Origin of the sequence: Bartonella sp. AU15XJBT (assembly GCF_028618615.1) — a bacterium.
Lineage (GTDB): Bacteria > Pseudomonadota > Alphaproteobacteria > Rhizobiales > Rhizobiaceae > Bartonella.
In genome coordinates this window covers 14,756-37,997 of record NZ_JAQITG010000015.1, presented here as the reverse complement: position 1 = coordinate 37,997, position 23,242 = coordinate 14,756, and the positions used below count along the sequence as shown (strand labels likewise).

General features: G+C 38.8%; 17 protein-coding genes and 1 pseudogene. 7 read left to right on the top strand and 11 right to left on the bottom strand.

All coding sequences use genetic code 11. The annotated features are described in order from the left end of the window. The first annotated feature begins 516 nt into the window (after nucleotides 1–516). The 3 genes from PVV57_RS07225 (at nucleotide 517) to PVV57_RS07215 (ending at nucleotide 3,915) form a co-directional block, all read left to right on the top strand. Entirely contained in the window at nucleotides 517–2,502 is a 1,986-nt protein-coding gene (locus PVV57_RS07225; RefSeq protein WP_273783721.1) for a M23 family metallopeptidase, read from the top strand. A gap of 697 nt (nucleotides 2,503–3,199) precedes the next feature. Next, on the top strand, nucleotides 3,200–3,448 hold the full coding sequence (locus tag PVV57_RS07220; RefSeq protein ID WP_273719179.1) for a hypothetical protein: 249 nt from the start codon (nucleotides 3,200–3,202) through the stop codon (nucleotides 3,446–3,448). A 269-nt stretch (nucleotides 3,449–3,717) separates the two neighbouring features. Continuing rightward, nucleotides 3,718–3,915: a hypothetical protein gene (locus PVV57_RS07215; protein ID WP_273719180.1), complete on the top strand. Its 198-nt coding sequence runs from the start codon at nucleotides 3,718–3,720 to the stop codon at nucleotides 3,913–3,915. A 144-nt stretch (nucleotides 3,916–4,059) separates the two neighbouring features. On the opposite strand, the pseudogene PVV57_RS07210 reads toward PVV57_RS07215, so the two are convergent. The 4 genes and pseudogenes from PVV57_RS07210 to PVV57_RS07195 all read right to left on the bottom strand — a co-directional run. After that, nucleotides 4,060–4,424: pseudogene (locus PVV57_RS07210) on the bottom strand (ATP-binding protein); the annotation flags it as partial. A gap of 77 nt (nucleotides 4,425–4,501) precedes the next feature. Further along, nucleotides 4,502–5,926, bottom strand: coding sequence for a sensor histidine kinase (locus tag PVV57_RS07205; protein ID WP_273719181.1), 1,425 nt, complete (start codon nucleotides 5,924–5,926; stop codon nucleotides 4,502–4,504). A gap of 225 nt (nucleotides 5,927–6,151) precedes the next feature. After that, a complete protein-coding gene (locus PVV57_RS07200) occupies nucleotides 6,152–6,706 on the bottom strand; it encodes an RNA polymerase sigma factor (protein WP_273719182.1) in 555 nt (184 codons plus the stop codon). A 7-nt stretch (nucleotides 6,707–6,713) separates the two neighbouring features. After that, a complete protein-coding gene (locus PVV57_RS07195; protein WP_273719183.1) occupies nucleotides 6,714–6,917 on the bottom strand; it encodes a NepR family anti-sigma factor in 204 nt (67 codons plus the stop codon). Between the two features lie 167 nt (nucleotides 6,918–7,084). On the opposite strand from PVV57_RS07195, the gene PVV57_RS07190 reads away from it, so the two are divergent. The 4 genes from PVV57_RS07190 (at nucleotide 7,085) to PVV57_RS07175 (ending at nucleotide 10,808) form a co-directional block, all read left to right on the top strand. Further along, nucleotides 7,085–7,879 (top strand): response regulator, encoded by a 795-nt coding sequence (locus tag PVV57_RS07190; RefSeq protein WP_273719184.1) that lies wholly within the window; start codon nucleotides 7,085–7,087, stop codon nucleotides 7,877–7,879. A gap of 22 nt (nucleotides 7,880–7,901) precedes the next feature. Beyond that, nucleotides 7,902–8,915, top strand: coding sequence for a sensor histidine kinase (locus PVV57_RS07185; protein ID WP_273783719.1), 1,014 nt, complete (start codon nucleotides 7,902–7,904; stop codon nucleotides 8,913–8,915). Between the two features lie 1,034 nt (nucleotides 8,916–9,949). After that, nucleotides 9,950–10,315 (top strand): hypothetical protein, encoded by a 366-nt coding sequence (locus tag PVV57_RS07180; RefSeq protein ID WP_273719186.1) that lies wholly within the window; start codon nucleotides 9,950–9,952, stop codon nucleotides 10,313–10,315. Nucleotides 10,316–10,361: 46 nt separating this feature from the next. Next, nucleotides 10,362–10,808 carry a hypothetical protein gene (locus PVV57_RS07175; RefSeq protein ID WP_273783718.1) on the top strand — a complete coding sequence of 149 codons (447 nt, stop codon included), beginning with the start codon at nucleotides 10,362–10,364 and terminating at the stop codon, nucleotides 10,806–10,808. A 1,051-nt stretch (nucleotides 10,809–11,859) separates the two neighbouring features. On the opposite strand, the gene PVV57_RS07170 is transcribed toward PVV57_RS07175, so the two are convergent. The 7 genes from PVV57_RS07170 to PVV57_RS07140 all read right to left on the bottom strand — a co-directional run bounded on the left by PVV57_RS07170 (nucleotide 11,860) and on the right by PVV57_RS07140 (nucleotide 22,926). Further along, nucleotides 11,860–12,615: a DUF4167 domain-containing protein gene (locus PVV57_RS07170; protein ID WP_273719188.1), complete on the bottom strand. Its 756-nt coding sequence runs from the start codon at nucleotides 12,613–12,615 to the stop codon at nucleotides 11,860–11,862. A 1,696-nt stretch (nucleotides 12,616–14,311) separates the two neighbouring features. Continuing rightward, on the bottom strand, nucleotides 14,312–14,755 hold the full coding sequence (locus PVV57_RS07165; RefSeq protein WP_273783717.1) for a hypothetical protein: 444 nt from the start codon (nucleotides 14,753–14,755) through the stop codon (nucleotides 14,312–14,314). 3,452 nt (nucleotides 14,756–18,207) lie between these two features. After that, nucleotides 18,208–18,792, bottom strand: coding sequence for a hypothetical protein (locus PVV57_RS07160; RefSeq protein WP_273719190.1), 585 nt, complete (start codon nucleotides 18,790–18,792; stop codon nucleotides 18,208–18,210). 756 nt (nucleotides 18,793–19,548) lie between these two features. Next, the gene (locus PVV57_RS07155; RefSeq protein WP_273719191.1) at nucleotides 19,549–19,869 is read right to left on the bottom strand and encodes a hypothetical protein; all 321 of its coding nucleotides are present in this window, start codon (nucleotides 19,867–19,869) and stop codon (nucleotides 19,549–19,551) included. A gap of 482 nt (nucleotides 19,870–20,351) precedes the next feature. Then, nucleotides 20,352–21,356 carry a phage tail protein gene (locus PVV57_RS07150; RefSeq protein ID WP_273719192.1) on the bottom strand — a complete coding sequence of 335 codons (1,005 nt, stop codon included), beginning with the start codon at nucleotides 21,354–21,356 and terminating at the stop codon, nucleotides 20,352–20,354. Next, the gene (locus PVV57_RS07145; RefSeq protein WP_273719193.1) at nucleotides 21,353–22,477 is read right to left on the bottom strand and encodes a tail fiber domain-containing protein; all 1,125 of its coding nucleotides are present in this window, start codon (nucleotides 22,475–22,477) and stop codon (nucleotides 21,353–21,355) included. The genes PVV57_RS07150 and PVV57_RS07145 overlap by 4 nt, the downstream gene beginning before the upstream one ends. Beyond that, on the bottom strand, nucleotides 22,474–22,926 hold the full coding sequence (locus PVV57_RS07140; protein ID WP_273719205.1) for a hypothetical protein: 453 nt from the start codon (nucleotides 22,924–22,926) through the stop codon (nucleotides 22,474–22,476). The genes PVV57_RS07145 and PVV57_RS07140 overlap by 4 nt, the downstream gene beginning before the upstream one ends. Nucleotides 22,927–23,242: the final 316 nt, after the last annotated feature.

The window sequence follows — 23,242 nt, the reverse complement described above, 5'->3', positions numbered from 1 at the left end:
GCAAAATAAAAACCTAAAAGGCAAAACACCGCGTATATGATAATTCTTAGTCCATAAAACAAGAGCAAAACCAACCATCGCAAGCAGAAACCGCTCTCGTTACTCAGCGTATATAGTACTCTTTCAAACAAAGAGTCAATATCATTTTTGACTTTTTTCAAAAATAAAATATGAGTACAACAGGTTGTATTGCAATCTATTACAATAAAAATAAACAATATTAAAACTTGAAAGCTCAAAATATTATCAAAGAAACAAGACAACTTTAAAGAAAGTATAACGCTCCATTACAATGCATAAAAACAGCAAATACCTTTGAAGGGGTTAATCATTATAGTCTTTGTTTTACGCTATTTTAAATATTGGTTTAAAGGAATTTCTCGATATAGGAATTATGGGGCATTGCGGTATAAAAAGAATTTGCATGATCTGTAATCTGTAAATCAAATTCTTGTAGAAACGTGCTAAGCTATGTTAGCTTTCCTCATTTAATATTGAAAAGTATGCTTAAAATCTATGTGGGATAATGAACAACAAAAAAACGATCCCGGACAGGATCCTGCTCTTGTCGTTAAACGCTTGCGACCTGAGCGCCGACAAGTCTCGGCGCGTTGGCTTACAGGAACGGTGCTGACAGGAATCACTTCCTGCATTCTTATGGGGATTGCACTTTTTACAGCTCTTGATGAACAACAGCGATTGGTAACACCGCCACAATGGTTTACACAAGAAAATCTCTCACAAGCACAAGACCCTGAAGCCAATGGGTATAAAGGGGATCGTATTGCACCCACGCATGCACGGCAAAGCTTCGATAGTAAACGCCAATTTGAACTATCAATTCTGCAAAAAAAGGGGGATGAAAAAGTCATTCAAACACAACATTTTGAATGGATTCGCATGGCGTTAGCCGAAAAGCGTCCCCAGCAATATAATTATCCAAAATTTGATTCTTTAAGCATTCTTGCCAGTGATTCGAAAAATCAAAGCATCAAACTACATGATTCTGGGCAGATTTACGGTGCAAAAATCGAAACAAAACTCACCTTACGCAGCTATGATTTTAAAGTTAGTCAATTCGATTTTGAGGACACCGATACACTAACCGATGAAGAAGCACAACAAGAGGTACAAAAAGCTGGATTTACTTTAGAAAAAAGTACCGAATTCCTTTCAGTTCTCACACTCATTGATCCTTTAAAATTAGAAGATGTATCTTCTGATTCCCAAGGAACAGAATCCCCTGAAGTCCGAATCGTTCAAGAAAATGTAACCGTTTCTCCTCAAAATCACCGTATCGATCTGGCAAAAAATTATGTTGAAGATATTATTCCTATTCGTAAAAGACAAAAGATCGCTGATGCTTTTAAAAAAACCAGTTACACAAAGAATCAAGTTGAACAAGTTGTAAGCACTCTAGAAAAGTTTAACCTTTCCGATACCCTTAAAGAGGGAAGTCTTTTACGCATTGGTATCGTGACACAAGCTGGAGAAGAAGACCATCTCGTACGCGCAAGTATTTATCAAGGGATGTATCATGTTCTCACCATTGCCCTAAATGATAAAGGCCAATTCATTGAAAGCACAGAACCCAAAATGTCTAGAGCACTTAAAACGGCTTTTCAAAATGGTATTCCACATTCTTATATCAATAGCGCACAATTACCAACAGCTTATGATGCACTCTATAGTGCTTTGCTGAGTCATAATATATCGCAATCGCTTTCTCATCGTCTTATTCGTCTGCTGTCCACCAATATTGATATGAAAAGCCGAATAACCCCAAATGATCAGATCGAAATATTTTATGCCGTACCACAAAGCGATAAAGAAACCCAAAATGGCAAAAAGAACCTAAAAGAAAAAGAATCGTCTCAAAGCACTGATCCAGAAATTCGTTATATTAGTGCAACTTTTGGCAATACAACTTACAAATATTACCGTTATCAATTAAAAGACGGAAGCGTTGATTATTATGATTCTGAAGGGAAAAGTTCAAAGCCTTTCTTGCTGCGCAAACCTACACCAAATGGCATTTTTGGCTCACCCTTTGGTCCACGCAAACATCCTATTTTAGGCTATGTGCGCATGCATACAGGGGTTGATTGGGTAGCGCCTAAAGGATCTCCCATTATTGCTATAGGAGATGGTATTGTGACAAAAGTAGGCGTAACAGGCGGCTACGGAAATCATACAGAAATTCAACATGCCAATGGATATGTCAGCAGTTATTCGCATCAAAGCCGTTATGCACCAGACATCAAACCAGGCGTGAAAGTACGTCAGGGACAAGTCATCGGCTATGTTGGCTCAACAGGAATGGCAACCGGTCCCCATTGTCATTTTGAAATCATTGTTAATGGCATCAAAGTTGATCCCATGCGTATCCGTATACCCGACAGCAAAGCCTTAACCAATCAAGACCTGCAAATATTCCTACAAGAAAAAAACAATATTGATTCCTTAATCAAAAGTCCGATAACACCCTCTGAAGAAACTTAAAGCATGAAAACACCCTGCACAATTGTATTCCTCACAAAAGCTTATCAGCGCTTAATGTTTCTAAAAAATATCCTAGAGTTTAAACGACCTCAAAGGCATTTCCACACTTAAGAATATTTTATCGTCTAAGAATACGCAAAAAATAAAACAATGCTCAAAAATAATCATAGCCTCTATCCCCTTATCAAGACGTACAGGTGAAATATAAAGGTGACTCTTCTCTTATAATATATTCTATCAAGAAACTAAAAACTGCATTATTCTCTATATTTTAAAAGCTCACGATTAATAACAAAGTTTAAATTTTTCTATAAAAAACAAATAAATAATAGTTAGATAAAATAAAGCTACAAATTACAAAATATTGAATGAAGAGATAATTTATTAGATATCATTGATATAAAACTTATCTTCCTTCAATTGACTCGATTTTTTTTCAGCTCTTAAAACTTCTTTCAAGTAACAATGATAACGCTTCCAAAATACAGCCACCTCAAGAAAGTAATGATTCAAAAGCAATAAGCAATCTCAAAAGCAATCTCAGTCTAGCAAAGGCTATACTGTTATCATTATAGCCTATCCACAACCATGGCGCTTGAACTATGGGGATCCTAACGCGACAAAAAACAGAGATAAGTGGATCAGAGAAAATAAAAAAATTGCATAGGCACTCAAATCACACAAAGCAGACTTTTTCATGGGGAATGGTGACTTAACAGAATACGGTCGAAGAGAAACATATGACAACGATGCCAACATCTATAAAAACCTAGGTGCTCCTGTTTATGAAGGACGCGACAATCATGATTATGCTAATAATGTTGGTAATTGTAGGATTCCTAAAGCGTTCAATTTTCCCCGCACTGCCTGTGTAATAAGCGCTGTTGAAAGATTGATAGCAGAAATACAAGAAAATCCTCTCGAATTTTTCTCAAGATCTCACTGAGAAATCCTTTTTTAACGGTCTTTATCTGATAGATAAGAAGTTTGAGTTATTCACGAGATCATGGAGATATTCACTACGTATAACTTCACAATTATCCAACTTATGAAGTGCGTTTAAAAGAACGCACAACTTCAGTGAACATTAAGAAATCTTTGGATTGGCTAAAAAAAGATTTAGCTGCTGCTGATACAAGATGGAAAGTTACGATACTCGCCCAGCTTTCACTGAAGAAAATTCACATTTCCTAGACTCAAAAAACTCCAAAGATCTTGTCGGTATTTAAATCCATCATTCCCTCCCATAATGTCAAAGCAATCTTTGTTGGACACGTGCATCATCGATCCTATCGCCACGCACAAGATAATAAAGTCTTTGGAAACATTCCAGTCTATACAGCAGGAGCACTCTTTAGAGGAGACTATTACCCCATCAAAGTAGAGGGGAAAAATATCCATGTTGAAGCTTAGTGTGAAAATGACGGAGAACCAACTTTGTTCAGAGATCTTGGTCTCATAGGGAGTGATAAAGAATTCTTTGAGAGTTATAGTGATTTATAAAGGCATTTTTTCTTTTTAACCTCAACAAACCAAAAGGAACTCTCAAAGAGAGCTTTATGAGAGCGGTGTATTCTTTTCACTGCCTATGTTGAGTTTTGGCAAAGGAATGACAATTTTTTTTCCTCCTAAAGAAGGCGTTTCAAAAAGAGATTTTCCACCCAATTGCATATGAAAGCTGTTCTACCCCCACGCGGACCAAGTCCCGTCTTTTGTGCTGAAGTTTGGCTCTTCATCCCCACGCCATCATCTTCAACAATGAGCATCAATTATCCATTTGGCTTAAGACCAAAGGAAATATAAATTTGAGGGACACGATGATCAGGAAAAGCATGTTTTAAGGAATTGGTCAGAAATTTACCAAGGATAATTCCAAGGGTTGTGGCATCTCTTGAAGACAAGCAACTTTTATATGAATGGTGATGGTTTCGCGGAGTCATATTATTTTATTTTCTTCTCTTGAAAACAAATAAACAGAAAAAATTTATGCTTTTAAAAATCAGTCAGAGATTTTTTTTGAATTCTTCGTGTTGAGTTTTGGTAAAGGAATGACGATCTTTGTCCCTCCTAAAGAAGATGTTTCAAAAAGAGGTTTTTCACCAAATTGCATACAAAGCTGTTCCACAACCACACGACCAAGTCCCGTCTTTTGTTCTGAAGTTTGGCTTTTCATGCCCACACCATCATCTTCGACAATGAGCATCAATTGTCCATTTGGCTCAGGACCAAAGGAGATATAAATATGCCCCTCTCGTTGATCAGGAAAGGCATGTTTTAAGGAATTGGTCAACAATTCACCAAGGATAATTCCAAGGGTTGTGGCATCTCTTGAAGACAGGCGACAATCTTTAAAGTTCGTATGAATGGTAATGTTTTCACGCAATTCAAAAGGGACCGCTAATTCGACATCATGCACAACAGAACTGAGAAAATCTGCCAAGAAAGTCGTTTCCATATCATCACTCAAGCGCAAACGACGGTGTGCTGTGGAAATTGTCTGAATACGATCCCGTGCGGCCCCAAGCACAGAACGCACCTCTTCATTTTTACTCCGACTTAATTGAAGCCCCAGCAAAGAAGACACTGTCCCAAGGGAGTTGCCAATGCGATGACTTGCATCCTGCAACAATATTTCAACCCGTTGGCGCTCTTTTTCGGCGTGATTGCGTGCCCTTTCTAATTCTTGAGTTCGTTCTTTCACACGGGCTTCTAGAGCGATATTTTCGCTATGAAGCAGCAATTGATACAATTTTAAAGAGCGCACATCACGATGAAAACGATTAATAACAAAATAGGCAGAAATAAAAGTACTCACAACAGAAACAATAGCCGCCAATGTTAAAGCAGCCCGCATCAATGCGATGCCCTCACGCTGTTTTTGTCGCACCACATCATCGCCATTAATAAAACTTGTCATTAATTGGGCTAAACGTGCTACGGGAATCCTTGAGACTTCCAGAGACGCGAAAGGTTGAGAAGATTGATCAGGAAGTGTATCAAGAGCTTGCATATGAGCATTCATAAATGCTTTTCGTGCTTCGACTTCCTTTTTAAAAGCCGTAAACCACTCATCCCATTGCGGATGAGCATAAACAATAAGCTCCGTATAATCGAGAATATCCTCGAGTTCTCGTGCCGCATTTTCAAAATGTGCTTTATCTTCTGGCTTTCTGGTTTTTGCATAGCTGCGATCAGCAACAGCCATATCAATCAGGCTAATAAGGACTAAATCAGCCTGTTCACGTAATTCTGAACTCGTATTTAACTGAGCAACTTCTCGATCAACGGCATTTGAAAGCAACATAATAAAAATCGAAGCTAAAAGAGCCATAACAAGAGAAACAACAATCGCAGCCCATCTCCAGCGTGATATTGTTACATCAGAAGAAGGCATTTGAGGCAGCAAATTTGTCTTTGTTGTCATAGAATTTCCATTGGCGAACTTGAAAGTCGTCATTTTTCAGTACAAAGGAAGGCAACCTTATGGAACAAACACCAAAAGCCCATGAGCGCGTTTCATATAGACTTTGCTTGTGTTCCGAAGAGATACACGCCAAACATTCTGAATTTCCTCAGATACTGACTTTACTGTAATAGCTATAACGGGAATAAAAAAAACAAGGCTATCCATCATAATTATTATGCTTTTTTAGCCGTTAAATGAACACAATGTACTTCCAGCTGAATAAGAATCAGGACCATAATCGGATTCACCATCGACATTAAGAAGTTTCTGTAATCGATGACGCGCCCTGCTCACACGGCTTTTAATGGTTCCAACAGCACAGCCACAAATAGCCGCAGCATCTTCATAAGAAAACCCCGATGCTCCAATGAGAATAATGGCTTCTCTTTGATCGGCTGAAAGCAGATTTAAGGCTTTTTTAAAATCCTGCAAATCAAGCGTTCCATATTGAGCAGGATGAACCGCAACATTTTGGGTAAATACGCCGTCGGTATCTTGAACTTCCCTACCCTTTTTGCGCATTTGACTATAAAATTCATTGCGCAAAATCGTAAAAAGCCAAGCTTTGAGATTGGTTCCCATTTCAAAACTGTCTTGCTTAGCCCATGCTTTCATAACCGTATCTTGGACCAAATCTTCGGCTTTATCATGCTTGCCACTTAAAGAAACAGCAAAAGCGCGTAAAGCCGGCAACACCAAAAGGAGTTCTTGTTTAAAGTTTTTCGCACAATTTGACATAAAGGATTCAAACCTTTTCCACATTGTTTAAGCCAAATTGCTCTACACGCTCCAACTTCTCTAAAAGCTCGAGCAAACGCCGTGGCAGCGCTTCTTCTTGAATTTCCATGTAAAATTGGCGTAATTTCCGTGCTATTTCACTGTTAGCCCCGAGAAGATCATCTCCAACTTTAAATTGTGTGGTGAGATTTTTTTCATCACGGTCGTTCATTTTTCATCCCCCTAATCCATATAATACAAATAGCACCGCGAAGAATTTTCGCCTTATGGTTGTAAATATAACTCTCGGGGAAAAGTTCCATACAAATCAAGGAACTTTTTTATCTGTTGAGAATTTCAACCAACAAAATGCTTGAAAGGTCAAAGGAGTTATAAATTATGTCATTATCAACGCGCATTGCCCCGCATCTTCCCTATCTTCGGCGTTTTGCCCGCTCTGTCACGGGGAGCCAATCCTCTGGCGATGCTTATGTATCAGCGATGTTGGAAGCGCTCATTGCCGACATTTCCATTTTTCCCGAAGCATCCAGTGACCGAATTGGTACCTATTGGCTTTTTTGCCATCTTTTTGACCAAACCACCCCGAATATCCCTGAACCCCTGCCACAATTTGGACTTGAACAAAAAACCAGTGCCAAATTATCCTATCTCACGCCTCGTGCACGCCAAGCATTTTTGCTCATTGCCGTTGAAGGATTTAATGAACAAGAAGCCAGCGAAATCATGGATCTAGAGACGAAGGAATTTCGCAAGCTTCTCAACCAAGCATCCGTTGATATTTCTCAGCAAATTGCAACAGAAGTGATGATTATTGAAGATGAGCCTCTTATTGCGCTTGATATTGAGCAAATGGTCGAAAGCCTAGGTCATCATGTTGTCGGCATAGCGCGCACGCGTGATGAAGCTGTCATCATGTATCATAAGAAAAAGCCACGGTTGATTTTAGCGGATATTCAGTTAGCCGATAATAGTTCAGGTATTGATGCGGTCAATGAGATTTTGAAAAATGATCGTATACCGGTGATTTTCATCACGGCTTTTCCCGAAAGGTTACTCACCGGCGAGCGTCCAGAACCGACTTTTTTAGTGACCAAACCTTTTAACCCTGATATGGTGAAAGCGCTTATTTCTCAAGCTTTATTTTTTCAAGAGAATGCTTCTAAAGCGGCTTGAAACAAAGTAAACCTCTTCAATTATGATTGTTACGCCTCTTTCAAAGCCTCCCATGGACAGATCTCATATGAGTGCGCTCATGCAAGCGATTCGTGGTGCTGATATTTGTGTTCTCTATCAGGCAACAAATCTTGTTTATTTATGGGCTGAAAACTTACCGCACCATTTGCACCATAAATGGCGGGTTGGGTGTCGTGACAGCGATTTTTTTTCGTTTGACCTTGCAGACAATATGGAAACCATTAAATTGCAGGTTTTAGCCAGTGGCAAAATGCAAACTGTTGAGGCACGTTTTGAAGATACAAGCAAACAAGAGATTTGGTACAAATTTTCTATTGATTGCCACCGCAATGACAATGGAGACATTATCGGTATTATCACCACCGGTGTTAATATTTCCGGCTTACGCCGCCGTGAACAAGTGCTTAAAATCCTCCTACGAGAAGTAAGCCACCGTTCTAAAAATCTTCTAGCCATCATACAAAGTATTGCCAGCCAGACGGCCCGCTATACGGAAACACTTCAGGTTTTCTTACGCAAATTTCAAGGTCGTCTTCATTCTCTTTCTCATTCTCAAGATCTGATCACCGATTCCGATTGGCGTGGCGCCCAATTTCGTGAATTGGTCCAAACGCAAGCTTTAGGCTATTTAATGAAAGAAACAGAACGTTTTTCACTTGAGGGCGTTGATCCTTATCTTTTTCCCAATGCCGCTTTGCATATTGGTTTGGCTTTTCATGAACTGATTGTCAATTCTCTTTCTTTTGGAGCCCTTTCCCAAGAAAAGGGTAGCGTTTGTGTACGCTGTGAAATCGAAACAAAACTGAATGGCAAAGCACAACTTCTCATCACTTGGAATGAACACTTTGAATCCGGCGTTCCTCCCACAAACAATAAAAAAGCCTGTTTTGGCAGTGCTGTTCTCGAAAAAATCGTTCCCATTTCTGTCAATGGTTCAGCTTCCTTCAAATGGACAAAAGAAGGAATTGTTTATTGCCTTTCTGTTCCTGATACTTATTTTGATATTTTTTCTTGAAAAAACCTTTCAAACCATAAACTTCCTCTCTTCAGAAAAATTTCCAACCTATTCAGCACTGTTTTTGTTAAGCACAGAGAAGATATTTTCCAACCTCGCAAAAACCTTAACAATGAAAACTTTGCTCCAGTCAAAGACCCCCTTCCCGCTGTCAATCAACTTCTATCCCTCCTATAACGGCCTATTTATAAGACAAAAAACCAAACGATGAAGAGCAAGCCGCCTTAAGCTTTTATAGACCAAATCAAAGCGTGCCTATTCCCCCACTCTTTTTGTGTAATTTTCGCAATGCGCATATATTTTCATTTTGGAAGAAGATGAAATTTCAAGAGTTATAGCCAACATCTATCGTCACTCTTCAACTTTACGGAGCTTAAAGCATCCACGACAATGACAATGAACTCATGGAAATTACACGTTTATTTATCGCGTTCTGGATCATCCTCTTCACACAAAAGAGAACATCCAAAACAGAAGATACTTTTTTCTTCACGCACTTTTTAATATTTCTCAATAGCCTCCAAGCTCATTTCAAAGCAACGCCTGTAAATAGAGTACTTCCCCCCAATAAGCCATTAAGCACGCCCCTCTTGACCTTCATGTCCCTTGTTTACTCCATAAAAGTATCAGATGCGCATCATTATCCCGCGATACAAGAAACCTTTGACATCAAAGAGCATTTACAAGAGATATTTTTAGTGTTTTTTTAATATTTTCCGCCCACCAGTTTTCCTCCCAAACTTGGCTTTTATGACGTGCGCGCCAATGATTTTGATTGATTCAATATAGAAGATCCTTGCTTTGGGCTTGGAACCCCTTGGAACCCCTTGGAACCCCTTGGAACCCCTTGGAACCCCTTGGAACCCCTTGGAACCCCTTGGAACCCCTTGGAACCCCTTGGAACCCCTTGGAACCCCTTGGAACCCCTTGGAACCCCTTGGAACAAAAAAACTTTAAAAACGTTTAACAATGAAGAAGCTATAAGCTGATAAATTGGAGTCCACGCTGTCAACTGTTCATTTGGAAAATATTTTATGAATCCCCTTATTTTTATTCTCTTATTGGTTTCATGTACAGATGATTTTAACAGTTGCTATTCAAACAATAGAATGGCTAAAATCTACTCAACGGCTCAAGCATGTGAACAAGCCATGGTGCCATCCATAAAAAAATCTGCATTTTATGGACAACAAATTTTTGCCCAATGCATAAGTGTCCACCCCAATTTACATCAACAAAAAGTAAAATTGATCTGGTCTGTAACAAACCACGGAAATTTCCTGCTTAAAAGCCAAAATGTTAATGACAAGATATCGACAGTCCACAAAGAAGACATTTTACCAACTTCACTGCCTCTTCTGCGTTCTTCTTCCACAAACCTCTTGCACAAAAAACTCTAAAAGCATAAACCCATCAGATCTGAAAAAATAATCAACAGAAGACCTGATGGATAATAAACCAATGCAACCTTCAAAAGACCATCACACAGAGCAAAATCCTCTGCCCCAAGATCTCCCCCCCCTAGATCCTGCTGTAGAACGGGTGAGAAAAAAACTGATGGGTTTAATGATTATTTCCGTTTTAATAACGCTCTTCCTTATTCTGATCGTCCTGTTTTTAATCGTTTATAAAGTTACAACGGGATCTGCGCCAAAACAAACAGAGCTCTCTTCCTCCCATAGCAAAAATACACACGTTATTCACCACACGCTCTCCCTACCGAAAAAAACACAAGTTTTGTCGCAAAGCCTCTCAGAACACAATATTAGCTTCAAGATTTTAACCCCTGATGGCCAAACAAAACTTATGATTTACAACTATCATACCGGTGAACTGATTGCCGTTCTTTCTATTGAGACAACAGAAGAAATATCAACAACAATGCCTCATTAAGCAAACCAACATCACCGGTTTACACAACATTTTTGAATCTTAAAAATTTTCCTCAGCTTAAAGATGGGACCACTTTTACGACAGTGGATTTTTTCTCTATATCTCCTCAATCTACTTGCACGCCAAGAGATAAGCTTCTCTGTCGCCTCCTATTTGCAATGTTGCCATGACAACGCGAAGAATGAAAATTCAAGGAAAACGCAAGAAACCGTACCTATAAATTCACCATTACACCAACAGCACCACAAACACTTATACAGCACTCTTGAGGTATTTAAACATTTTTCTCAGCTTAAAGATGAGACCACTTGTGCGACAGTATTTTTCTCCCTCTCCCCTCACCTCTTCGAGATAAAGAGGCAATCTTTCAGTCAAGGCATTCCCATTCTTAAAAAAACGGATATTACCTATAAAAACTCAAATGAAAGGGTGAGAAATACACCTTCTTGAGTACAAAAATTAAGCCTATTAATTTATAATGATTATTCATTTGCATGCCAAACGAGTGCTTCAAATACCGTAAGATTTTCTCATTTCAACTCTATTCATGATGAAATTCATCAAAATCATTTCCTCAAACAATCCCAGCAAAGAAGCGTATGAATAAAATACCTCTTACGAACTGATTTCAAGAGCCAAAGGAAAAGCTGTTGCAACATTGATAATGAGAGCAATAATGCCCAGCCTGCACCTTTTATTAAGCAAAGACAGTTTATTAAGCAGAGATGGCCGATGGATTTCACACTACAGCACTGCCGTAGCAAAATGGGGTGGAGTCCATTGAGAGATATTAAACACAAGTGCGAATAAACAAAGCAATCGTTTCTTTATAAAAGAACGACCTCTTAAAATACACGAACGTGGATTTTCTCTATATCCCTTCAATCTACTTGCACACCAAGAGATAAGCTTCTCTGTCGCCCCCTATTTGCAATGTTGCCATGACAGCGCGAAGAATGAAAATTCAAGGAAAGCGCAAGAAGCCCCGTACCTATAAATTCATCATTACACCAACAACTCCACAAGCACTTATACAGCATTCTTGAGGCGTTTAAACATTTTCCTCTGCTTCAAGATTGACCACACGGCGGCGACGCGTTTTTCTCTGTATTCCCTCACTTAATCCAGGCAAAGAAGAAACCTCCTCTTTTGATGTTGACGCATCCCCATTTTGAGAGCTTTCTGCTGTTGTCAGTGAAAGCTCAGGGGCTGACTCGTCTTTAGCCCGTACAGTACGCCGACGCGGAGAACGACGCGTTTTCTTAACCGGTTCAACATTTTCCTCAGAGCGACAGTTCTCCTGATCCGTTTTTTCATCCGCTAGAGCCTCGACAGCATTTTCACGCGCATCCCCATTTTGTGCTTTGGCATATGGAGCATGACCATTTTTTTGCGACTGTGTCTGTAATACATCTGTATCACACTCGATAGCATCTCTTTTTTGACCTTCAGAATTTATTTCACCGCATTCTTGCCCGTTGTTTTCATCACGATTTTCGTCATCACGATTTTCATCACGTCGCGCCGATTGAGCCATTTGCCCAGCTGCTGCTAAAATAATACGCAAATAGTGCTCGGCATGTTGTAAATAATTCTCCGACATCACGCGATCACCAGCACCTTGTGCATCACGCGCAAGACTGATGTATTTATCGGCAATTTGCTGAGCATTTCCGCGAATTTTAACATCCGGACCGCTACTTTCATAATTGCGAGACAACGGGTTAGGACCGCGACGATTATTATTGTTATTACCATTATTGTTATTATTGCGACCGCGTACCCGTCTATTTTGTTGTGGCCTCATCTTTATCCCTTTTTGGAGTGTGTGTCTTAATTGACTCTTCTTCATTTTCATTGCATTATTTTTTTGATAATGCTGATCATGTTTAACATACGGTTATCAAGCTATCCGCGTTTTATTTCACTCAAACGAACCCTACTGATATTGATAAAATCATATATTTTCTTGAAAATCACAAAACAGCAGGGAAATTGCAAATCAAAAATTCCCCATTTTTCTGTCAACAAGCAGAAACCTAGTGATGTTCACATAAAATGCCAAGTGTTTTTTTTAAAATAAACCATATTTCACTAAAAAAATAATTACCTTGTGGAAAACAAAAAGGGAACACATATAAAACATACTTGATAAAGAAAAAACTCCCGCCAAAAACATGAGAATCTTCTCTTTTCCTGTCTTAAAATCACCTTTTGCTCTAAAACCACCGCTCCTAAAAACGCCGATATTCTTCCCCCTCGTGCCCCAAACCCATAAGTACTTCCGCCCTAACGAGTCACTGCGCGTACCTCTTTATTTTATGAATATAGCCTCTCTTCACCGCTAAAGCAACCCCTTGCGAGCGATAATTCACAATCGCTTCACAAAATCTCTTAGCCCTTATAGATAGATGAATACGAAGTATTATTCAAGCCCTATAAACACCAAGAGACCACTCTTCTTTCTCTAACATGCCAACGATCCTATCAATTTCTATTTTAACCCCATGGATTTTTAAGTGAATCCACTCCCCCTTCATTGATAACAAATTAAGCCTAAAAGCCAAATGGTTAAATACAAAAAATATCAAAATTATTAAACAAAAACGACCAACACGTTACAGTTTCTTAAAAATCAGATTCTTCTTAAAAAATTACCCCATCAAAGTTTATCAATAAGAATGGCATAATGTATTTCCTCTCTTATCCTTGTCTTATAAAGAAAACTGAAGGATATAAAACAAGCTCATTTGAGAACCCAATAGGGCGCTTTATGCATGAAGCATGCCTTGCAGTTTATACCCTCTCAAATAAAGAAATATTTTTTTACTCAGTTTTGTCATATCTATTGAATTACGACTCTCAAAGGACGAGGATTTTTATCCACATTGGTCTGTCAACAATCAAACTTTTTTCAAATTCGTACAACAAATTAATTTATAAAGAGCGTTCATCTTTTTTGTGTTGAGTAAAAAATCTTCATACCGTAGGATTTTTTCATCCTCAATCTGTTTCTTGTTGGGTCAATCAAATCATTGACTTGCACGTTGCACACAAAGAAAACCTGCGCAGAGTAAAAACGGATAAAGAACAGACTAAAAATGCCTCTTATGGGTCGTTTCAAAGGCCAAGCAAAGGCTGTCCGTAACAGCCTCACTGTATGAGAATGCCAGCTTGCACTTTTATGAAACATAAAGATGAGAGTGCTCTATAAATTTTATCCACTTCATGGGCGCTTTCCCCATTCACAAAGCATCTTCGCAAAATCGGCTTCCCACGCATGTGATTTCCCTTAAACGAAAAGCTCAACAAGTTCTCCTGGAAACCTCTCCCCATGCCCCCTCAAACACTTCAAAGAGACATCCATGCCCTTATACGACATACCTTAAATGACAAGCTTCATACAAAATAAAGACATTCTATTGGTATAGAGTCAGAGAGCTATGAGGCGTTTTTTATCTTTTCATCGAAATTCGCATTCTTTTAAATTTCCGTATAACACCTTAAAAGTAATTGCGTTTTTTGCCTTTTTCACTTTCCTTTTTATTGAGAAAACAATCCCGTAAGAGAAAATAATTTCCATCCCCCGGTCGTACCATCGTCAAACATTGTTTTTTTGCAGTATCAGAAAGCTTATCCCACATTTCACGAATAGAAAAATAGGCCTCACTTTCCAAATTAAGGCAACGCTGATAAACTTCTCTTTTCATATCGGGCATCACGGTAGCAGAAATTTCCTTGCAATACACGCGCAGATCAAAGACAGGAATCGCCAATTCAACAGGCGCTTGTTGTGTTATTTTTTTATCAGAAGAAAAATAACCGACCGCCTTTGCAAAAACAAAACACAAAATCACGATACAAAAAAGTATCACGCAAACAAAAGCAATTTTGCGATATAATCTTTTGAAATAAGCCTTTTGTCTTGCGCGGATTCTTTTTTCCATAAAGACTATAACCCTTTAAACATCCCAAGAGAAGCTTTTTACAGCAAAAAATGATAAAAGTATCTTTTTACACAATACAGGGTATAACAGCAAACGATCAATACTCTTAAAGACTCTTTTTTCTCTGTACTGTTAATATTTTTACTGCTTTTTTATCGTATAAAATTCTTGTGAAAAAGCTTCCCCCTTTATGAAAAAACAGAGATTATAATTTTTTCCACTACCTTAAAAGACAAAGATTCTTCCTCCATCCCAATCTATAAAAAATTCGTCTTTATCAAAAGCTATTCCATTGATTTATAAAGAATATTTTATTATTTTGCATATTGAATGAGAAACCCGAATAGCGTAAGATTCTCTCATGTCCAAACCTATTTCCCTGGTACATCGATCAAAACCACTTGTTTGCACGTTACAAGCGGATGAGCCATGTGTATTAAAATTGTACAAGAAAATCATGCCTCTGATCGTCTCAAGTTCTAAGCGCTTGTCGCAAACATTGTGGGCTGGAAAAGTGGATGAAAGCGCCAGAACGCTCTTTTATAAAACGTAAAGAAGAAAAAGTACCCTATCCATTTTATATAGTTCATGAGGATCTTATACCATTCACGATCACCATCGCGCAATGAGCTTGAGAGGAGGATGGCTCTTTTAGAGCTTGTCGCAAACATTGAAAGCAGGACAAATATATTGAGGGCGTTCGGTTTTGCGAGAAAGACATGATCCCCCAAAAGAGACACGAAAAACAAAAGTATAGGACATGACCTTCATTATTAAAAAATAATATGGATCGTTCTAAAAGTCGTAAAGCAAAAAGGTGTTGGCAAAACAGATAATTGTACGCCTTTACATTCTCAATCAAATCATCTCCCGATTTTAGAAATAACCTCAAACAGAAAGCTCCATCTAGCATACAAAAGCTGGTATCACGGGTACAGTTACTCCCGTCTTAATCGTAGGGCTCTTATTCGTCTTAATCTCTCTCAAATATGCTGCAGCATTTGGATTTGATATTGATTGACAAGCAACAGAAAAAGCCATGCGCTCTCTTAAAAAAACAATAAGGCCCACAAACATGAATGGATCGAAGGGCATAATAGATTGAAAGGACGTTGCGAATTTTTATCAAAAACGCTGTAAAACAACGACCATAACACAAGGAATAACACATAATAACATCATTGGCTTTGCCGATCCAAATATTTATATCAATCTCTTCCCTTATGCCTCTCCTTTATGCCTTTTCTTTGTGTCGCACTCCCCCTTGTGTCCCTTGCTTGTATCCGATCTTTTATATCCAATCCCCTTGTCTCCTCTCCATAAAGATCAAAAAAATAACAATTCTGAGCGCGCAAATATGAAAGGAAGGCGTGACAGAGTTTCGCGTGCCTTTATCATCAAAAGCATGAGACATTCTGAAATAAGGATACCTGCTGTCTCATCATGTTTTTTTCTACTGCCGGTAAAAATCCCCTTAAGCTCCCCGAATTGCTTATCACAAGTTATAAAACAAAAGGACACTATGCCACAAACAGAGCTTAATATATGGTTCGCATGGGGTTAGCTCCAGTTTGCGTGATGAGCTCACAGAATTCTTTTGGTTTTCCCCCTTTGTCTTTCCCCCCTTCATGAGATCTCTATCACCATCGATCAAGAAGCGTTATTTTATAAAGCGTTATGGATCAAATCTCCCCGAAAAGTTCATGATATGATGTAAAAAAACCTCATTTACATGAGGCTCTACAGAAAAAATTTCCCCTCATATTCAACACACACGAACACTCACGTGTAATCTTACACGCCTCCCCCTCAAGAAGCGCCCCGACAACGAGATAACATTGATATAAAATCCCTCAAAAAAGATTTCCATGCAAGAGATTGCCATATAAAGGAAAAGAATAGATTTTCCGATTGAAATCAACAAACACTATAAAAAACAGAACTTTATTAAAAAACCATGGGCATTGTTGGTCATGCTGGTATTTACAAGAATGCTCCCTTGAGCACGCCCCCCCATTTTACACTTTCCCCGTGTCGCTCCCCTATATCACTCTCGATCAAAAAGGAACAAAGATCCCTTACTTTTCAACGCCGCTGACGACAACCAACACAAAGAAACAAACACCTGCATTTTTACTTTAAATCCCCCTATTGAGATAAAAATACGCAAGAATTTAGAGGTTTCATTACAAAAGGACATTCCAAAATACTCTGATGAGAATAATGGGAAAAGTATCCAAAGCCATCTCAATAACAGATATAGAGTGCTCCCCATGTGAGACAATAAAAAAAAGCCGCGCCATTTGACGGCGCGGCTTATGAATAGAGATATAATTTAAATAACATACAAAAGAAATCAATAACAAATACTTATACACAAAATGTATAGTATCGCAAGATTTTTAATTATATTTATAACAATTATCCAAATATAAGTATAAAAAATGAGTGATGAAAACACTTTTTATAAGATCATTCATTTGAATGAAAAAACTTTCTGTCTCTCTTATAGCTTTAACCATATGAAAATAATGCCTTTTTATTAAAGGGGTTCGTTTACAATAAAGTATACTTTAAAAACAAAATGTATTTAATAAATCAAACACTTTGTTGATTTCTCTGAAGAAGCTCCCCGCGTAAACATCCTATTTAAGCACAAGGAATTTATTTATAAGGATGGTTCGTTTTTTTTATATTCAATGAGAAACTCGGAATCATAAGATTCTCTCATTTTCAAACCTGTTTATTTTGAATCAACCAAAAATTCGTTTGCACGTCATAAGCAGGGAGAGCCATGTGAATAAAATTTGTACAAGAAAGGACTAAAAATGGCTCTTATGAACCTCTTAATGCAAGGGCTGTTGCAACCTTGTACACCATTGTCTGATAGGAAAACAAGGGTAACGCAAGCCTGCTCCAACCACACCCCCTTTCTTTTCCTTATAAGAAAAAACACAACGATACGCATTTTTTCTTATCGGTATTTTTCTCCTTTGATCCTTTTGGAAATTAAAAAATTCTTTTTATAGGACTTTTCACCAATTAAATTTGTGACAAATTGATATTTTTCTCTTTGAAAAAGAGATAAAAACGGCAAATTTTTTTTATAGATTTAAAACCATAGAATATTCTCTTCACAAGATTTTTCAAATTACTGCAAAAGCTTTTTTCTTTTGCAAATTTCTTTTGCCATTGGTTTCTGCTTGAATAAGATTTCTTTCTCTGTGGACTTCAAAACCTTGTCTACACCTATGCGTCCTCATCTTTTCAAAAGCATCATGATAAACTTTCCTGCAACACGGCTTCTCTTTTTGAAGATGCACTCTCTATCAATTTTTGACTTTTTTAAAAATATCTCAAACGCAGAACAATTCCATGCCCCACCGAAAATATAAATAAGGTTTATCTCATCTATAGCTTCAAAGCATGCATATTGTTATGCTCACTTTTTTCTATTTTTTCTTCTTCAAAAAAGCATAAGGATTTCTAGAAGGCCCAATCTTAATGTTATGATCAGCATTACTGTATATTTCTGGCGTCTTCATTGATGTAAATTGAGAAATAAAAGAGCTGTAGTCTCTTTTTGGAATATCCGACATTGTAAATTGAGACAAAAAACTGCTCGTATCCACTGGTGATTCCATTTTAATTCCTGATGCATTCATCTTAGTGTCCGATACTGTTATTCCACTACCCACAATAGTGTTCATTCTGCTCTTATCCGCAGATGCTTCTATTTTAATTTCTGATGCATTCATCTTAGTGTCTGATACTGTTATTCCACTACTCACAATAGTGTTCATATTGCTTTGATCATCTTTTTTCGCATTTTGTTTCTGTTTGACATTGGCAAGATCGGGAGTGTTTAAATTTTTTTCTAAAGCTTCCATGCGCTTTGAAATTTTTGTCATATCTTCATATACTTTTTTCAACAATGCATTTAAAGGAGCATGTCCCATTCTTCCGCTGGCATAAAGAACCACACGAATACATTCAGGATCATCAATATCAGCAATAGAAAATGGAAAAAGTGCCATTATATCCCCCTTTTTGGACAGCCCCATTGAGCATTTGAGTATCGTTTCCCTTTGCACGGCTCTTGTATTCCTTAGGAGACCGCGTGAGACCGCGTGAGACCGCGTGAGACCGCGTGAGACCGCGTGAGACCGCGTGAGACCGCGTGAGACCGCGTGAGACCGCGTGAGACCGCGTGAGACCGCGTGAGACCGCGTGAGACCGCGTGAGACCGCGTGAGACCGCGTGAGACCGCGTGAGACCGCGTGAGAGGCTTTTGAAAAAAATTTCCTCATCGAAAATTTTTACAAGATATTTTTTCAGATTATATTCTGTTTTCCACCTAAAATGGTGATTTTACCCCCTGCCCCCAAAAATGCATAACAACATTGCATGCTTTGTCGACTTCTCCCAACAAGATAAAGGAAACATGACCGATCTTTACCCGCCCACCGACTTTTAAACAATGCCCATCGATAAACAATAGTCTGTAAACAATCCGGCTTCTTGATCTAGCGAATTCCACTTGGGCATTCCCCCTTCAAATGCTCTCTATCACCACAGCTCAAAGGAAGGGATTGCATGAGGCTCTACAAGCAAACCTATTCACCCCACCCATTAAAAAACATCCCATGCATAAAGTTTTAACCGCCCCTCAAACAATGATATTTTATGACACAACGGGATAAATGATTATCTTATAGATTTTCTCATCTCATGCTCATCCGGTTTCAAGAAATTTCTTAACAAATACAAAATGCCATTTACCAAAGAATAGCTCACAAAGGCTCACCACGCGTTACAATAAATCGCCAACCTGCTCTAACAAACAGATCACCCATTTTGAAAGCAAAGAGCGCTTTCTTCATACACTGCCGAGGAAGCCGCTCCATTTCACCTTTCTCCGCTTTAAGTAAACATATTCGTTGACCGCCTCCCAACATCTCAAAGAACGAAGATTTTACCCCCTCAACAATTTTTAAACAATCCAACGGCTCTGACAAGGATTTTATCTGCTGATCATTGATGTGTTGTACTTGCCATAAAACTCTATGAACTCTAAGCTCTACGAGAAAATTCTGCCCTGAAGATTTGCTCATATCTTTAATACGCAATGGATCAACAAGCTATCTGACGAGATATCATCACCCTCAATGACAGTGTTTTAATGATCTTCTTTTACGGCATAAGAGAAGAAAATTATCCTTAAGCTTTTTATCATCGCCCATCAGAGCTCTAAACCGAGCCGCCTAAACCCATCGCTCTAAACAATGTATCACAACACGAACAAGAGAAAGGAGAGATTGGATAAAATCTTTGACTTCTCAGCAACAAATTCTATGAATAAAGGAAGATTTTCTTCTCTCTTTTCCCCCTCCTTCAACAATTATTGTCTTGATCCTCTAAAGAAAAATAGACAAACTTACCTTTACAGCGGCATAAAAAGTAACATCATAAAGAGGGTTAAGGATTCATTTTTTTCAAGAGCGCCGCTAGGCTTTCTACACAATATATTCAATAAGACTTTTTTTCATAACAACCATTTTGCTCTCTCTTTCTATTTCTCTTAAAGCTTTCATTCTCAGGCTTTGATCGCATAAACCACCGCCATATTGACAGGACGTGTCTCATCCCCTCCTGTTTTTTGCAACAAGATCTTATGTTCATGCTCTCCCGCAGCCTCTGTCAACATATTTTGACGGAAGACCACAGCTATAGTCCTTTTATAATCACCGCTATCTAGCTGCATAACCAAGTTATCAATCTCTGACAAACTATGCTGGTGTTTGCCTGTCGAATCTGTTTTTCCTTCATGGGTATGAGCTTTAAAAGATTCTTCTTGTCGACTTCCCAAGAGGCGTCCTTTATCAATGTCTTTTCCACTATCGAGTCCCCGTAAAAACATTCCCCGCAAATCGGGAACATTAAATGTTGTTTTCCCATCTCCTTTTCCCCATGTTTCCCCCAAAACAGCAAAGAGATTGGCATAGCTCTTTCGTGAATATTCTTTCCCATCACACAGCAACCACCCAGAGGGTATTTTTTCACTCGCAAAAGTTCCAATAAATCCGGATGAAAAAGATTCCGGTAAAGGAGGAAAGGGCGGAATTTCAGGAAGTTTTATAGTAGGATTGGTTAAAAACCATCCATCAGCATTTTTCCCAGCAATATCATGCGTATAGACGAGTTCATAAAGCCCTCCCTTTTGTATTTCTCCCCCTTTTAAAGGCACAATCCCCTCGGGCGTTGCCATATAAGTTGGTTTTGGGGGCAACTGATTTAAAGAAACATTTGTTATTCCGCTATTGACGCCTTGTGCTTTAAAGCGCACAACAATGCCATCTATATAAGTCTCAAAAAAAGACTTTGTCGCCAAACGAAGGGATGTTTTCTTGTTCTCCCTATCAACCGTAAACTGTGTTTCAATCCCGCCCCCATTATCCAACAAATATTCTTTGATGCGTTGCATCATAGCGCGCGCACTATCGTTGACTGAACTTGGCGGTTGCCCTTCAGCCCAGTTTATACTCTCATCGACATAAGCATTTTCTGATGCGATGATTGACCAATCATAAATCGAACTCATAGAAGACACTCTTTTTGCAAAAAGGAAAGACGAGCAAAGAGGGAAGAAAAGAAAGCCGCAATTTTATTTTTAGAAGCCGGAATTTTCTTCATTCTCAAACCTATTTTATCATAATCCACATGCAGTAATTTTGTTTTTGCATTGATAAAAACAGCTTCAGGCTTCACACGCAACACGTCTTGCGCCAGAACGCCTTGATAACGTTGTGGATTTCCCTTATAATTAAAGGTATAAAGAGGATATCCTTTTTTCTTTCCCACAAGGATAATATTTTCTTTTGCTCTCACATCACAAAGCCCTAGAATTCCTCCGACCAATCCCAGCACTTGCTGCGCATCCCGCAATGGATCTTTTGTCACAGAAGGTATTATTGTAGATTTTCCTGAAGTTGTCCCGTAATTTCCCGCAGCCTGGGTTCCTACCTGTAACAAACGTCCCAATCGGTTCCAATCTTGATTATCTTGTTCTGACCATTTTTGGCGTTCAGCATCTAAGACATTTTGACGGTTGATATCTTGAATCATCCCCCCTTTCAGAGCATTTCCTTGCACATTACTCTGTCCTTGATAATATGCATTTGCCGCATTAACCTGATCATACTGAGAGCGATCAATCATCTGATTTGCGTTCATCATATTATTAATATCTTGATTATATTGCTGAGCTGTAGCATTTGTTGCCAAGGCGCCAAGCTCATCGGCAAGCACACCGGTATGAGCCCCAGAACCATAACGTCCGGCTCCAGACATCGACTGATTAATCGCATCGGAAGTTTTATTCAGAGCATTTTGCAATGCAGCATTAAATTTACTATTGCTTCCAATCCAATTTCCCTTCGCCATACTGGAAAGATTTGCAGCACTGTTGGTTGGTGCATTTAACCACTGGGTTACTCCAGGATTGTTATAAAGCCCTGCGGCTTGTTGTAAACCGGACAGCGCATTTTTTGTCATATCGCTAAGACCAGCAACGCGCTCTCCCTGATAAACGTTTCCGCCAATTCCTTTCTTATAAAGCCCCTGTGCATCCGCACTGGCTTGTTTAAGAATATCCGCCGCCCAAGCGGGGGGTGCATTTGTTTGTGTTGTCGTCTGCACTTGAGGTGTTTTTTTTCTACTCATGGCCCCAGAACCTTTCTATATTGAATAAGATTACGAGAATATCCGTGATGAGCGAGCCTTTTCGCCCATCCAATTCTTCCAAACATGTGTATTTCTTCAGCGTTGATTGTTCGCGCCCATTTTTCGACCTCATCAATCAATTTGACCAATTTCAGTCCTCCCTCTCCAGCAAGATCTGAGAGAACGACGCATTTTTTACCCGTATGGGCACTTTCAACTTTGGTTATTGCAAAAGCACTAAATTGGATTTTATTTTTTAAGACCAGCCACAATTGGGCTTGTCCTGTTGCGATTTCTTCAGCAATTTTTTCCAGACAAACATCATCAGGAAAGCGCTGAGCATATTTTTTAAATGCCCCATTAAGTGTCTCTTGATAAGGCGCTATTTTTTCCCATGGCCATTGCTCTGTTAAATGAGCAGAATACAAATCTTGACGATCTTGCATCATGGTTTTAGTTCTCTTCACTTTTTCACGCACACCCTACCCCTTGGCAGACTTCACCCATTCCATGCTTACCGCCCACCTTTCAAAAAAAGAATACAGCAAAAGGCAAGAAGCCCCCATCATTTCCCCCATCGTCCCTTTGTCACAAGATAAGAAGAAACTTTTTATAGAGAAAAACCATGATGCAAACTATTTTTCCATATCATAAGAAAGCATCAGCCCCGCCTTATTCCTTTGAGGATAAGGACATAGCTTATCGCATTGCTCTTTTAATTATAAAGAGCATATTACCACATATGTCTTTTGATTTATGGCATAA

Coding starts and splice junctions, on each gene's coding strand:
- PVV57_RS07225 (WP_273783721.1), top strand. CDS start 517: ATGTGGGATAATGAACAACAAAAAAACGATCCCGGACAGGATCCTGCT.
- PVV57_RS07220 (WP_273719179.1), top strand. CDS start 3,200: ATGGGGAATGGTGACTTAACAGAATACGGTCGAAGAGAAACATATGAC.
- PVV57_RS07205 (WP_273719181.1), bottom strand. CDS start 5,926: ATGACAACAAAGACAAATTTGCTGCCTCAAATGCCTTCTTCTGATGTA.
- PVV57_RS07200 (WP_273719182.1), bottom strand. CDS start 6,706: ATGTCAAATTGTGCGAAAAACTTTAAACAAGAACTCCTTTTGGTGTTG.
- PVV57_RS07195 (WP_273719183.1), bottom strand. CDS start 6,917: ATGAACGACCGTGATGAAAAAAATCTCACCACACAATTTAAAGTTGGA.
- PVV57_RS07190 (WP_273719184.1), top strand. CDS start 7,085: ATGTCATTATCAACGCGCATTGCCCCGCATCTTCCCTATCTTCGGCGT.
- PVV57_RS07185 (WP_273783719.1), top strand. CDS start 7,902: ATGATTGTTACGCCTCTTTCAAAGCCTCCCATGGACAGATCTCATATG.
- PVV57_RS07180 (WP_273719186.1), top strand. CDS start 9,950: ATGAATCCCCTTATTTTTATTCTCTTATTGGTTTCATGTACAGATGAT.
- PVV57_RS07175 (WP_273783718.1), top strand. CDS start 10,362: ATGGATAATAAACCAATGCAACCTTCAAAAGACCATCACACAGAGCAA.
- PVV57_RS07170 (WP_273719188.1), bottom strand. CDS start 12,615: ATGAGGCCACAACAAAATAGACGGGTACGCGGTCGCAATAATAACAAT.
- PVV57_RS07165 (WP_273783717.1), bottom strand. CDS start 14,755: ATGGAAAAAAGAATCCGCGCAAGACAAAAGGCTTATTTCAAAAGATTA.
- PVV57_RS07160 (WP_273719190.1), bottom strand. CDS start 18,792: ATGGCACTTTTTCCATTTTCTATTGCTGATATTGATGATCCTGAATGT.
- PVV57_RS07155 (WP_273719191.1), bottom strand. CDS start 19,869: ATGAGCAAATCTTCAGGGCAGAATTTTCTCGTAGAGCTTAGAGTTCAT.
- PVV57_RS07150 (WP_273719192.1), bottom strand. CDS start 21,356: ATGAGTTCGATTTATGATTGGTCAATCATCGCATCAGAAAATGCTTAT.
- PVV57_RS07145 (WP_273719193.1), bottom strand. CDS start 22,477: ATGAGTAGAAAAAAAACACCTCAAGTGCAGACGACAACACAAACAAAT.
- PVV57_RS07140 (WP_273719205.1), bottom strand. CDS start 22,926: ATGATGCAAGATCGTCAAGATTTGTATTCTGCTCATTTAACAGAGCAA.